Below are 12844 nucleotides of genomic sequence, written 5' to 3'. Positions count from 1 at the left end.
CTTGACCAGCCTCTCTGGGACAAGCTGTCGCACGCCGCTGCGCAGCCCCGTCCGCCCGGTAATTCCGGGCAACAGGCTCTATAGTCATTCAGAACCTTCTTACCCGGCGCTTGCATCGACGAAAGGGTCGGAGCAGGATGCGCCGAATTTTTTTGAGGAATTTTGTTACATGTCCGATGCAAGCGCCGGCACCGTTGAACATGAGCAGCCCCATTCGAGCTCCGCGATCGGCCTGATGGTCGGCGCGGTGGGGGTTTGCTATGGGGACATCGGCACCAGCCCGCTGTACACCCTCAAGGAGGTCTTCGTCGGCGGTTACGGCGTGCAGGCCAACCACGACGGTGTGCTGGGGGTGCTGTCGCTGATCTTCTGGTCGCTGATCTGGGTGGTGTCGATCAAGTACGTGATCTTCGTCCTGCGCGCGGACAACCAGGGCGAGGGCGGGGTGATGGCGCTGTCCGCGCTGGCCCGTCGCGCCGCCAGCGGGCGCCGCAAGCTGCAGGGCATGGTGGTGATCGCCGGTCTGATCGGCGCGGCACTGTTCTATGGCGACAGCATGATCACCCCGGCGATCTCCGTGCTCTCGGCCATCGAGGGTCTGGAAATCGCCTTCGACGGCCTCGAACACTGGGTGGTGCCGCTGTCGCTGATCGTGCTGGTCGGCCTGTTCCTCATCCAGAAACACGGCACCGCGCGCATCGGCATCCTCTTCGGCCCGGTCATGGTGGCCTGGTTCCTTGCCCTGGCCGCGCTGGGCATCTATGGCGTATGGCAGCAGCCGGAAGTGTTGAAGGCGATGAGCCCGGGCTGGGCGCTGAATTTCTTCATCTCGCATCCAGGGATCGGCGTGGCCATTCTCGGCGCCACGGTGCTGGCGCTGACCGGCGCCGAAGCGCTGTACGCCGACATGGGCCACTTCGGCCGCAAGCCCATCGCCCGCGCCTGGTTCGCCCTGGTGCTGCCGGCGCTGGTGCTCAACTACTTCGGCCAGGGCGCGACCATCCTGGTGAATGCCGAAGCGGCGCGTAACCCCTTCTATCTGACCGCGCCGGGCTGGGCGCTGCTGCCGATGGTGGCGCTGTCCACCGCGGCCACGGTCATCGCCTCCCAGGCCGTGATTTCCGGCGCCTTCTCGCTGACTCGCCAGGCGATCCAGCTCGGCTACGTGCCGCGGATGTCGATCCAGCACACCTCCAGTCACGAGCAGGGGCAGATCTACATCCCCATGGTGAACTGGGCGCTGATGGTCGGCGTGGTCCTGCTGGTGCTGGGCTTCGAATCCTCCGCCGCGCTGGCCTCGGCCTATGGTGTGGCGGTGACCGGTACCATGCTGATGACCACCCTGCTGATGGGCGTGGTGCTCTGGCTGCTGTGGAAATGGCCGATGTGGCTGGCCATTCCGTTCTTCGTGATGATGCTGCTGGTGGACAGCCTGTTCTTTGCCGCCAACCTGCCCAAGGTCATCCAGGGCGGCGCGTTCCCGGTGATCGCCGGTATTGCCCTGTTCATCCTGATGACTACCTGGAAGCGCGGCCGGCAATTGCTGGTGGACCGCCTGGACGAAGGCTCGCTGCCGCTGCCGCTGTTCATCTCCAGCATCCGTTCGCAGCCGCCGCATCGCGTGCAGGGCACCGCGGTGTTCCTCACCGCTCGTACCGACGCCGTGCCTCACGCGCTGTTGCACAACCTGCTGCACAACCAGGTGCTGCATGAGCAGGTCGTGCTGCTCACCGTGGTCAACGAAGACAGCCCGCGCGTGCCGCCGGACCGCCGTTTCGAGGTGGATGCCTATGGCGAAGGCTTCTTCCGCGTGGTGCTGCACTTCGGTTTCATGGAAGACCCGGACATCCCGCAGGCGCTCAAGCTGTGCCACCTCAACGAGCTGGACTTCAGCCCGATGCGCACCACCTACTTCCTCAGCCGCGAGACGGTGATCCCCTCCAAGCTGATCGGCATGGCGCGCTGGCGCGAGGCGCTGTTCGCGTTCCTGCTGAAGAACGCCAACGGCAACCTGCGCTACTTCAACCTGCCGCTGAACCGGGTAATCGAGCTGGGGACGCAGGTGGAAATCTGAGTTTCAGCTGCATGAAAAGGCGCGCCATTTGGCGCGCTTTTTCTTTGTGGCAGGGGCGGAGCTGAGAGTTCTCTTGTAGGAGCGCGCCATGCCCGCGATCGCGCGCATGGCGCGCTCCTACAGGGTGCGCTGAACGGGATCAGGTGGGGCCTGTCGGAAATCAGGATCGCCCCCCGACCGCCACCACAGGCTCGCGGGGTTTGGCCAAGACGGCCGGAGGGCGATGTTCGCTGAAGGCTCAGCCCTGGCTGGTGCTGCCGCCCCATTCGAGGAAGCGCACCTTGTGGGTCTGGCCTTCGTGGTCCTGGTAGACCATGTAGGCGGGAACGATGCCGACCTTGCCGGAGTTGTCGGTGCGGTGCAGAACCTTGTCGACGTCCAGGGACATGCCGTAGTGGTATTCGGTGACCGGCAGATCGGCGCCGGGGTTCTTGATTGCGTCCTGGGCAAAAGCCATGGGGGCGAGGCTGGAGATGACAGCCGACACGACAGAGGCAAGCTTCATTCTTTATTTCCTCGGTGAGGGCCCGTTGGGGCCCCTGAGTGGGATTGAAAGCCCCACCGGGGAGCGCTGGCATCGATGATGTCTGTCCTGGGGTCCAGACAGGACAGGGGACGATGCTTCAGGCGTCCATCAGGTGGCGGGGCACGGGAGTGATATTCCTCCTCCGGGTGCCCGCCGGGAAATTGATGTGCTTGCTAATGAAAATTGATGGAGGTGATGTGGCGCTCTGTCGCAGGCATCCCCGCAAAGTGCCGCACTAGGGCTGCCAGTCGCGCCAGTGCTGGCAGTCGCCCTCACAGCGGCCGGGGCAGGCGCAGCCGGTTCGGCTACGCCCGGTGGCCTTTTCCATGCGCCGGGCGACCTCCTCGTCATCGGCGAAGGGCAGCATGCTGGCCTCCTCGATGCCGCGCTCGCGGTGCGCGCGCAGGCACCAGCCTGCGCCGAAGTACAGCACCAGCAGGCCGAACAGCCCCAGCCAGAGCGTCATCTCAGGCCATCCGCTCGGCGACACGCATGGCTTCCGGGCGCGCCTGGCGCACGGTCATCCAGGTGTTCCAGGCCATCAGCAGCATGCCGCCCAGGAACATCATCCCGCCGCTCATGCGCACCACGAAGCCGGGGTGGCTGGCCTGCAGTGCCTCGACGAAGGAATAGGTGAGCGTGCCGTCGGCGTTCACCGCCCGCCACATCAGGCCCTGGGTGATGCCGTTGACCCACATCGAGGCGATGTAGAGGACCGTGCCGATGGTGGCCAGCCAGAAGTGTGCGTTGATCAGACCGATACTGTGCATCTGTTCGCGACCGAAGACCTTGGGGATCAGGTGGTAGAGCGAGCCGATGGAAATCATCGCCACCCAGCCCAGCGCGCCGGCATGGACGTGGCCAATGGTCCAGTCAGTGTAGTGAGATAGGGCGTTGACGGTCTTGATCGCCATCATCGGACCTTCGAAGGTCGACATGCCGTAGAACGCCAGGGAGACCACCAGGAAGCGCAGGATTGGGTCGGTGCGCAACTTATGCCAGGCGCCGGAGAGCGTCATCATGCCGTTGATCATCCCGCCCCAGCTGGGCGCCAGGAGGATCAGCGACATCACCATGCCCAGCGACTGCGCCCAGTCGGGCAGGGCGGTGTAGTGCAGGTGGTGCGGGCCGGCCCAGATGTACAGGGTGATCAGCGCCCAGAAGTGCACGATGGACAGCCGGTAGGAATACACCGGGCGCCCGGCCTGCTTGGGGACGAAGTAATACATCATCCCGAGGAAGCCGGTGGTGAGGAAAAAGCCCACCGCGTTGTGCCCGTACCACCATTGCACCATGGCGTCGGTGGCGCCGGAATACACCGGGTAGGACTTGAACCAGTCCACCGGGATGGCCAGGTGGTTGACGATGTGCAGCATCGCCGTGACCAGGATGAAGGCGGCGAAGAACCAGTTGCCCACATAGATGTGCGAGGTCTTGCGCTTCATCAGCGTGCCGAAGAACACCACTGCGTAGGCGATCCAGACGATGGCCATCCACACCGCGCCGGTGAATTCGATCTCGGCGTATTCCTTGGTGGTGGTGTAGCCCAGCGGCAGGGTGATCATCATGGTCACGATCAGCGCCTGCCAGCCCCAGAAGGTGAAGGCGGCGAGGCTGTCGGAGAACAGCCGCGTCTGGCAGGTGCGCTGCACCGTGTAATAGCTGGTGGCGAACAGCGCACAGCCGCCGAAGGCGAAGATCACCAGGCTGGTGTGCAGCGGGCGCAGGCGCCCGAAACTAGTCCAGGGCAGGTCCAGGTTCAGTTGCGGCCAGACCAGTTGGGAGGCGATCAGTACCCCCATGGCCATGCCGACCACGCCCCAGACCACCGTCATGATGGCGAACTGGCGGACCACCTTGTAGTTGTACGCCTGCTCCGTGCTTCTCGTGTTCATGCTGGATTCCCGCTTGTGACAGAACGTCCGGGCGCGTCATGGACTGCAAATCCGGCGCGCTCCGGTGAGCGGGCAATCTAGGAAAATGCGCGGACAGGAAACAGATTCAGATAGGCCGCGCAAATGCGGATCAGCGACCGGCCGTGCGGAATCAGGCGATGTCCAGGCGCCCTGCGAGGAAATGCCGCAGGCGTTCCTGCAGGTAATCCACCGCCTGGTCGTGGGCGAGGTATTCGCTGACGCGCATCAGGCGCCAGTACTGGCCCTCGTCGCCGAAACGGATGGCATCGAACTCGGCCTGTTCCAGGCGCGCCACCAGGAACCACGCCCAGGGCGCCGGACCGTGGGTGGCCGGGTAGCGGCGCTGCCATTCGATGCGCTGTTCGTCCAGGCGCAGGGCGAACTCCTCCTCCAGCTCGCGAAGCGCGCATTGCGCCGGGGTTTCGCCGCCTTCGCGGCCGCCGCCAGGGAAATCCCAGCAGCCGGGGTAGGGGATGCCAGGCTTTTCGTCGCGCTTGTAGGCGACCAGTTGGCCGGCGTGGAACAGCGCGAGTTTGGCGCCGGTGAAGTCATCTTCGTGCTGCATTGACCTGTTCCCCGTGTGTCGTCGTGCAAGTCGGCTAGTCTTTCCCGTTCGCAGGCGGTGCTTTGCCGCGCACAAGCGCGTATGATGCGCGACCTTTTTCTTCGTTGCACGACACACCGGGAGGTGCCGAGATGAACGATTCGCACGAAAACACAGAACTGACCCCCGCTCCGGAAGGCGAGAAGCTGCAGAAAGTCCTTGCCCGCATGGGCGTGGGCTCGCGCCGCGACGTCGAGGCCTGGATCGAAGAAGGCCGCGTCAAGGTCAACGGCGCTGTCGCCACCCTCGGCCAGCGCGTGGGCGACCGCGATGCCATCGCCGTCGATGAACGCCTGCTCAAGCGCGAGAAGATCGAAGAGCACGTCCGTCGCGTGCTGATCTACAACAAGCCCGAAGGCGAAGTCTGCACCCGCGACGATCCGGAAGGCCGCCCGACCGTGTTCGACCGCCTGCCGCGCCTGCGCAGCGGCCGCTGGATCAACGTCGGCCGCCTGGACATCAACACCACCGGCCTGCTGATGTTCACTACCGACGGTGAGCTGGCCAACCGCCTGATGCACCCGTCCTACGAGATGGACCGCGAGTACGCCGTGCGCGTGCGTGGCGAAGTCGACGAAGAGATGATCGAACGCCTGAAAGCCGGCGTGATGCTCGAAGACGGCCCGGCCAAGTTCAGTGACATCCAGGAAGCTCCCGGCGGCGAAGGCTTCAACCACTGGTACCACGTGGTGGTGATGGAAGGCCGTAACCGTGAGGTCCGCCGCCTGTGGGAGTCCCAGGGCGTGGTGGTCAGCCGCCTGAAGCGCGTGCGCTTCGGACCGGTGTTCCTGACCTCCGAGCTGACCATGGGTCGTTACCGCGAGATGGGCCAGCGCGAGCTGGACATCCTCAGCGAGGAAGTCGGCCTGACGCCGATCGCCCTGCCGGCGGTTTCCACCAAGACCAAGGAAAAGGTGGAGCGCCAGGAGCGCAAGCTCGGCAAGAAGCTGGCGCCCAGCGAGCGTCCGGGCCGTGGCTCGCGTACCCGCACCGAGCGCGCCGAAGGCGAGCGTCCGCAACGTGCTCCGCGTCCGGCTGCTGGTGAGCGTCCGGCCCGTGCTCCGCGCGATTCGGACGAGCGTCCGGTTCGCGCACCGCGTGGTGATTCCGCCGACAGCCGCGCTCCGCGCAAGCCGCGTGATGCGGGTGGTGATCGTCCTGCTCGTGCTCCGCGCGACGCGGGTGATCGTCCGGCCCGTGGCCCGCGCAGCGATGCTGGTGAAGGCCGCGCTCCGCGCAAGCCGCGTGACGCCGGTGGTGATCGTCCTGCTCGCGCTCCGCGTGACGGCGCCGATCGTCCGGCCCGTGGTCCGCGCAGCGATGCCGGCGAAGGCCGCGCACCGCGCAAGGCGCCGAGCGACCGCCCGGCTCGCGAGAAAGGCGCCCCGCTGGCCGAGCGTCCCGGTAAGCCGGCACGCAAGCCAATTGCCAAGCGTCGCCCGCAGGCTGCCGGTGACGGCATGCGTCCGGGCTTCAAGCGCTAAGCGACAGCAGTAAATGAAGAAGGGCTCCTCGGAGCCCTTTTTTATTGCCTGCGAATTACCCGGATGGGCTCTTCGTAGGAGCGAGGCAGGCGTCAGCTGGCGCAGGCCAACCGGTTGCGACCGTCGCGCTTGGCTTCGTAGAGCGCGTTGTCTGCCCGGCGCAGGAGATCGTCCACCGATTCGCCGCCATTGAGTGTCGCGCAGCCCAGGCTGATGGACAGCGGCAAGCGCTTGCCGTCGGCGGCCAGGTTCAGCTCCTCCACGGCAGTGCGAAGCCGTTCGCCCACCTGCACGGCGGAGACGCCGGGGGTGTTGGAGAGCAGCACGAGGAACTCCTCGCCGCCGAAGCGGAACACCATGTCGACGTTGCGCAGGCTGTTCTTCAGCGCCGTGGCCACGGCGCGCAGGGCGTCGTCGCCGACGCTGTGGCCATGCTCGTCGTTGATCTGCTTGAAGTGGTCGAGGTCGAGCATGAGGATCGACAGCGGCAGCAGGTGACGCCGTGCCACCTCGACCTCCCGGCTCAGGGTCTGGTCCATGGCGATGCGGTTGCCGGTGCCGGTCAGCGCATCGCGTAGTGCCGACTGCACGGCGGCGCGGTAGAGCAGGGCGTTGCGCAGGGGGTAGAGCAGGCAGGCCATCAGCGACTCCAGCTGCGACAGCTCGGCCTCGGAGAAGCGTCGGGCGCGGCGGAAGCTGATCTCGCCCAGGTATTCGCTGGCGTGGGTCAGGCGGTAGTCGGCGTTGTGTCGGGCCGCTTCGCCGAACTCCAGGCGCAGGTCGGCTCCGGCATGGGCGTAGGCCATGTACTCCACCGGCAGCATCTGCTGGATCTCGCGGAAGAACACCGCCAGGATGCGCTCGGCCTCCAAGCTCACCTGCAATTGCAGGTTCAGCTGCTGGCGCAATTCCAGCAGGTCCAGCGGACGCCGCGAGAGGGTGCGGGTGTCCTGGCTGGCTGCGCGCTGGAGCTTGGCAGCATCGAAATCGATGGTGTTGGACTGCTTGGGAGGAACCATGGCGGTGACCATTTTTACAGCGTGTGCGAAGGACAGAGCGATTTCCGTGCCAGGGCGCGGAAAGGCCTGAAAAGTCGCTGTATTGACCGACCGATGGTGGTCAGGGTTCCCGGGGGAGGAAGGTTTCGCCAGAAGTCTGGCGAAATAGTGGCACTTTGCCGGAGTGTTGCGCGAGGTGGAGCCGGAAAATTGGCGGAAAGCGGCGTGGTTGCTGGGCTGCAGGCCGACGCCGCTGGTACGTCAGTGCCGAATCTTCAGGGGCGGAATCAGTCCTGGGCGTTGAAGGCCTGGCCGTTCACGCCTTTGCTGTCCGGGCCCATGAGATACAGATAGACCGGCATGATCTCTTCGGGCGCCGGGTTGTTGTAGGCATTCTCGCCCGGATAGGCGTGGGCGCGCATGGCGGTCCGGGTGGCGCCGGGGTTGACGCTGTTGGCGCGCACGCTGGAGATGTCCTCGCACTCGTCCGCCAGCACCTGCATCAGGCCTTCGGTAGCGAACTTCGACACCGCGTAGGCGCCCCAGTAGGCCCGACCCTTGCGGCCGACGCTGCTGGAGGTGAAGACCACCGAGGCGTCCTCGGAGAGCTTGAGCAGCGGCAGCAGGGTGTGGGTGAGGCTGAACATGGCGTTGACGTTCACCTGCATGACGCGGGTGAAGTTGTCGGTGGAAATCTGCTCGATGGGCGAGCGCAGGCCGAGGATCGAGGCATTGTGCAGCAGGCCGTCGAGCTTGCCGAACTCCTTCTCGATCATCGCCGCCAGCTCGTCGTACTGGTGCGGCAGGGTGGTTTCCAGGTTCAGCGGGATCACCACCGGTTCCGGATGGCCGGCGGCGAGGATCAGGTCATAGACCTCGTTGAGGTAGTCCTCGGTCTTGCCCAGCAGCAGCACAGTGGCGCCGTGGGCGGCGAAGGCGAGCGAGGCGGCCCGGCCGATACCGCGGCCGGCGCCGGTCACCAGAATCACGCGGCCCTTGAGCAGGTCGGGGCGGGCGGAATAGTCGAACATGGTTTCTCCTTGGCGGAGCCCGTCAGCGCGACGGGCTCCCGGGAATTCGGCTCAGCAGGAGCAGAGGGCGCGGTCGAGGACGGTGAGCAGGTCGCGGGGTGCATCGACGATGACGTCGGCGCCCCAGTGCGCGGGGTTGTCGTCCGGGTGGATATAGCCGTAGCGCACAGCGGCGGTCTTGGTCCCGGCGGCACGGCCCGACTCGATGTCGCGCAGGTCGTCACCGATGAACAGCACTTCGGACGGGTCGACCTTCAGCTGGCTGCAGGCCAGCAGGAGCATTTCCGGGTCCGGCTTGCTGTTCTTCACGTGGTCCGGGCAGACCAGCACGGCCGAGCGCTTGGCCAGGCCCAGCTGTTCCATGATCGGCGCGGCGAAGCGCACCGGCTTGTTGGTCACCACGCCCCAGATCAGGCGCGACTGCTCGATGCTCTCCAGCAGTTCGGCCATGCCGTCGTACGGACGGGTGAAGACGGCGCAGTGCTCCTGGTAGCGGTCGAGGAACTCCTGGCGCAGGGTCTCGAAGCCGGGGGCTTCCGGGTCCATGTCGAAGGTTGCTGCAACCATGGCGCGGGCGCCGCCGGAGACCACGTCCTGGATGCGCTGGTCATCGATCGGCGCGCGGCCATGGGCGGCGAGCATCGCCTGGCACACGGCGATGAAGTCCGGCGCGGTGTCCAGCAGAGTGCCGTCCATGTCGAAGAGAACCGCTCTGAGCATACGACTCACTCCTCGCGCAGGGTCTGGATCATGTAGTTGACGTCAACGTCGTTGGCCAGCTTGTAGTGCTTGGTCAGCGGGTTGTAGGTCAGACCGATGATGTCCTTGACCGCCAGGCCCGCGTCACGGGACCAGGCGCCCAGCTCGGAGGGGCGGATGAACTTCTTGAAGTCGTGGGTGCCGCGCGGCAGCAGGCGCATCACGTACTCCGCACCGACGATGGCGAACAGGTAGGCCTTCGGGTTGCGGTTGATGGTGGAGAAGAACACCTGGCCGCCGGGCTTGACCATCTTGTAACAGGCGCGGATGACCGAGGCCGGGTCCGGCACGTGTTCGAGCATCTCCAGGCAGGTCACCACGTCGAACTGCTCGGGCATCTCTTCGGCCAGGTCTTCGGCGGTGATGCGGCGGTATTCCACCGGCACGCCGGATTCCAGCTGGTGCAGCTGGGCGACCGCCAGGGGCGCTTCGCCCATGTCGATACCGGTGACGGTGGCGCCGCGCTGGGCCATGGCTTCGCTGAGGATGCCGCCGCCGCAGCCGACGTCGAGTACCTTCTTGCCGGCGAGGCTGACGCGCTCGTCGATCCAGTTGACCCGCAGCGGATTGATGTCGTGCAGGGGCTTGAACTCGCTTTCGCGGTCCCACCAGCGGTGGGCGAGGGCCTCGAATTTGGCGATCTCGGCGTGGTCGACGTTGCTCATGGTGTCCCTATTGATCAAAAAGCTGGAAACGAAGGCTGACTATGATGCCAGCTTCGTTCAATGGATGGGGCGCGGCATGACAGATTGTCGCAGCGCCGGCCCGAGCCGCCGCTGCGACAGAAAGCTCAGGCGCCAGCGATCTTGCGGCCCCACTCGCCAGCGACGGCGATCAGGCGCTCTTCGTCCAGGCGGGTGAGTTCGCCGTTGTCCAGCAGTTGTTTACCGCCGACCCACACGTGGCGCACGCAGTCGCGGCCGCTGGCATAAATGACCTGCGAGACCGGTTCGTACACCGGCTGTTGGGCCAGCCTGGAGAGATCGAAGGCGATGATGTCGGCGGACTTGCCCAGTTCCAGGCTGCCGGTCTCCTGCTCCATGCCCAGCGCGCGGGCGCCATTCAGGGTGGCCATGCGCAGGGCGCGGTGGGCGTCCAGTGCTGTGGCCTGGCCAGCCACTGCCTTGGCCAGCAGCGCGGCGGTGCGGGTTTCGCCGAGCAGGTCGAGGTCATTGTTGCTGGCGGCGCCGTCGGTGCCGATGGCGACGTTGACGCCGGCCTGCCACAGCCGCTCCACCGGGCAGAAGCCGCTGGCCAGCTTGAGGTTGGATTCCGGGCAGTGCACCACCGAGCTGTTGGTTTCCACCAGCATGGCCAGGTCTTCGTCGTTCACCTGGGTCATGTGCACGGCCTGGAAGCGCGGGCCGAGCAGGCCGAGGCGGTGCAGGCGGGCCAGCGGGCGCTCGCCGTCCTTTTCCAGCGCCTGCTGGACCTCGAAGGCGGTTTCGTGGACGTGCATGTGGATGCCGGCGTCCAGCTCCTCGGCGAGCATCAGGATGTTTTCCAGTTTGTCGTCGCTGACCGTGTAGGGTGCATGGGGGCCGAAGGCGACCTTGATACGCGGGTGGTGCTTGAGATCGTCGCGCAGCGCCAGACCTTGCCGAATCGCCTCATCGGCGTCGCGGGCGCCGGGGATCGGGAAGTCCAGCACCGGCACGCTGATCTGCGCACGCACACCGGCCTTGTGCACCACCTCGCAGGCGACCTGCGGGAAGAAGTACATGTCCGAGAAGCAGGTGATGCCGCCCTTGAGCTGTTCTGCGATGGCCAATTCGGTGCCGTCACGGACGAAGTCCTCGCTGACCCACTTGGCCTCCGCCGGCCAGATGTGTTCCTGCAGCCAGGTCATCAGTGCCAGGTCGTCCGCCAGGCCGCGGAACAGGCTCATCGCCGCGTGGCCGTGGGCATTGATCAGCCCGGGGGAGAGCAGCATGCCCGGCAACTCGCGGGTTTCCGTGGCCGGATGGCGCAGTGCTTCGGCGCGCGGGGCGAGCAGGGCGATGCGGCCGTCGCGGATGCCCAGACCGTGGTCGCGCAGGACGACGCCGGCGGGCTCCACGGGGACGATCCAGGTGGGGAAGAGCAGCAGGTCGAGCGGGACTTTTTCGGTCGGCATGAAGCGCATCCTGGGCGCGTGGAGAAAGGCGCCGAGTATAGCCGAGCAGCGGGGCTTCAGGCTCGGTATACTCGGCCGTTTCCCGGTGTTTCCGGGGTGATTCCCGTGGTGCCGGAGCGGCCCGCGATTCCATTGAAATGAAGAGGTGTTCCATGCGTGAGCGACTGTTGGCGGCCGAACGGGTCACGGCCATTGATTGGCGCAAGGGCACACTCCGTCTGCTGGATCAGCGCCTGTTGCCGCTGGAGGAAACCTGGCTGTCGTACGAGACCGCCGAAGGCGTAGCCGACGCCATTCGCCAGATGGTCGTGCGCGGCGCGCCGGCCATTGGCATCGCCGCCGCCTATGGCCTGGTGCTGGGGCTGCGTGCCCGTGTGGCCGCTGGTGGTGACTGGCGCGCGGCGCTGGAAGAAGACTTCACCGTGCTGGCCGAGTCGCGTCCGACTGCGGTCAACCTGTTCTGGGCGCTGAATCGCATGCGCGACCGTCTTGAGCGCCTGAAGCCGGGCGAAGACCCGCTGCCGCTGCTGGAAGCCGAGGCCGTAGCCATCCATGAAAGCGACCGCGAGGCGAACCTGACCATGGCCCAACTGGGCGTGGACCTGATCCGCAAGCACCACGGTGGTCCGCAGAAGATCCTCACCCACTGCAACACCGGCGCCCTGGCCACCGGCGGCTTCGGCACCGCGCTGGGCGTGCTGCGCGCGGCGCACCTGGAAGGGCTGATCGAGCGTGTCTACGCCGACGAGACCCGTCCCTGGCTGCAGGGCGCTCGCCTGACCGCTTGGGAGCTGGCCAACGAAGGCGTGCCGGTCACCCTGAACGTGGACGCGGCCGCCGCGCACCTCATGAAGACCGAAAGCATCACCTGGGTCATCGTCGGCGCCGACCGCATCACCGCCAACGGCGACGTCGCCAACAAGATCGGCACCTATCAGCTGGCGGTCACCGCGATGCACCACGGCGTGCGTTTCATGGTGGTGGCGCCCAGTTCGACCATTGACATGGGCCTGGAAAGCGGCGAGGACATCCCGATCGAGGAGCGCGACGGTCGCGAACTCCTGGAAATTGGCGGCAAACGTGTCGCTGCTGACGTCGAAGCCTTCAATCCGGTATTCGATGTGACCCCGGCCGACCTGATCGATGCCATCGTGACCGAGCGCGGCGTCGTCGAACGTCCGGACACCGAGCGCATGGCCCAGCTGATGAGCCGCAAGCGCCTGCACTGACGGGGTCTGCGGCAATTCATCGAGGGGCTTGGCCGAGGGTAGGGTTTGACCCGGGCTTGTGGTAAGCTCCGACGGTTCTTGATGGGGCATTTTTTCGCCCCCCACAG

Annotated in this window: 12 protein-coding genes; 3 read left to right on the top strand and 9 right to left on the bottom strand. The window is 65.9% G+C overall.

The genetic code is table 11. The features are described 5' to 3' along the window. Nucleotides 1–169 precede the first annotated feature (169 nt). Nucleotides 170–2074: a potassium transporter Kup gene (locus ACIPK7_RS08795; protein ID WP_401087192.1), complete on the top strand. Its 1905-nt coding sequence runs from the start codon at nt 170–172 to the stop codon at nt 2072–2074. Nucleotides 2075–2312: 238 nt separating this feature from the next. On the opposite strand, the gene ACIPK7_RS08790 is transcribed toward ACIPK7_RS08795, so the two are convergent. The 4 genes from ACIPK7_RS08790 to ACIPK7_RS08775 all read right to left on the bottom strand — a co-directional run bounded on the left by ACIPK7_RS08790 (nt 2313) and on the right by ACIPK7_RS08775 (nt 5081). Beyond that, a complete protein-coding gene (locus ACIPK7_RS08790) occupies nt 2313–2579 on the bottom strand; it encodes a DUF2790 domain-containing protein (RefSeq protein ID WP_024766463.1) in 267 nt (88 codons plus the stop codon). A 256-nt stretch (nt 2580–2835) separates the two neighbouring features. Continuing rightward, nucleotides 2836–3066, bottom strand: coding sequence for a cbb3-type cytochrome c oxidase subunit 3 (locus tag ACIPK7_RS08785; protein WP_401087191.1), 231 nt, complete (start codon nt 3064–3066; stop codon nt 2836–2838). A gap of 1 nt (nt 3067) precedes the next feature. Then, a complete protein-coding gene (gene ccoN, locus ACIPK7_RS08780; RefSeq protein WP_401087189.1) occupies nt 3068–4495 on the bottom strand; it encodes a cytochrome-c oxidase, cbb3-type subunit I in 1428 nt (475 codons plus the stop codon). Nucleotides 4496–4646: 151 nt separating this feature from the next. Continuing rightward, nucleotides 4647–5081: an NUDIX hydrolase gene (locus ACIPK7_RS08775; RefSeq protein ID WP_401087187.1), complete on the bottom strand. Its 435-nt coding sequence runs from the start codon at nt 5079–5081 to the stop codon at nt 4647–4649. A 131-nt stretch (nt 5082–5212) separates the two neighbouring features. Between ACIPK7_RS08775 and rluB the strand changes: the two genes are divergently transcribed. Next, nucleotides 5213–6604, top strand: a complete 1392-nt coding sequence (rluB, locus tag ACIPK7_RS08770) for a 23S rRNA pseudouridine(2605) synthase RluB (RefSeq protein WP_401087185.1) — start codon at nt 5213–5215, stop codon at nt 6602–6604. Nucleotides 6605–6696: 92 nt separating this feature from the next. Here rluB and ACIPK7_RS08765 read toward each other — a convergent pair whose 3' ends face one another. The 5 genes from ACIPK7_RS08765 to ACIPK7_RS08745 form a co-directional block, all read right to left on the bottom strand. Beyond that, nucleotides 6697–7623 (bottom strand): GGDEF domain-containing protein, encoded by a 927-nt coding sequence (locus ACIPK7_RS08765; protein ID WP_401087183.1) that lies wholly within the window; start codon nt 7621–7623, stop codon nt 6697–6699. A 266-nt stretch (nt 7624–7889) separates the two neighbouring features. Continuing rightward, entirely contained in the window at nt 7890–8633 is a 744-nt protein-coding gene (locus ACIPK7_RS08760; protein ID WP_401087181.1) for a YciK family oxidoreductase, read from the bottom strand. Nucleotides 8634–8684: 51 nt separating this feature from the next. Next, complete coding sequence (gene mupP / locus ACIPK7_RS08755) at nt 8685–9362, bottom strand: N-acetylmuramic acid 6-phosphate phosphatase MupP (protein WP_192431895.1); 678 nt, start codon at nt 9360–9362, stop codon at nt 8685–8687. Further along, nucleotides 9359–10057 (bottom strand): bifunctional 2-polyprenyl-6-hydroxyphenol methylase/3-demethylubiquinol 3-O-methyltransferase UbiG, encoded by a 699-nt coding sequence (gene ubiG, locus ACIPK7_RS08750; protein ID WP_401087179.1) that lies wholly within the window; start codon nt 10055–10057, stop codon nt 9359–9361. The genes mupP and ubiG overlap by 4 nt, the downstream gene beginning before the upstream one ends. A 125-nt stretch (nt 10058–10182) precedes the next feature. Further along, entirely contained in the window at nt 10183–11508 is a 1326-nt protein-coding gene (locus ACIPK7_RS08745; RefSeq protein ID WP_401087177.1) for a TRZ/ATZ family hydrolase, read from the bottom strand. Between the two features lie 152 nt (nt 11509–11660). Between ACIPK7_RS08745 and mtnA the strand changes: the two genes are divergently transcribed. Further along, a complete protein-coding gene (gene mtnA / locus ACIPK7_RS08740; RefSeq protein WP_192381978.1) occupies nt 11661–12737 on the top strand; it encodes an S-methyl-5-thioribose-1-phosphate isomerase in 1077 nt (358 codons plus the stop codon). Nucleotides 12738–12844: the final 107 nt, after the last annotated feature.

Source organism: Pseudomonas sp. NPDC086581, assembly GCF_044746165.1.
In the GTDB taxonomy this organism is placed as follows: Bacteria; Pseudomonadota; Gammaproteobacteria; order Pseudomonadales; family Pseudomonadaceae; genus Pseudomonas.
This window is presented reverse-complemented; position numbering and strand designations above follow the sequence as displayed.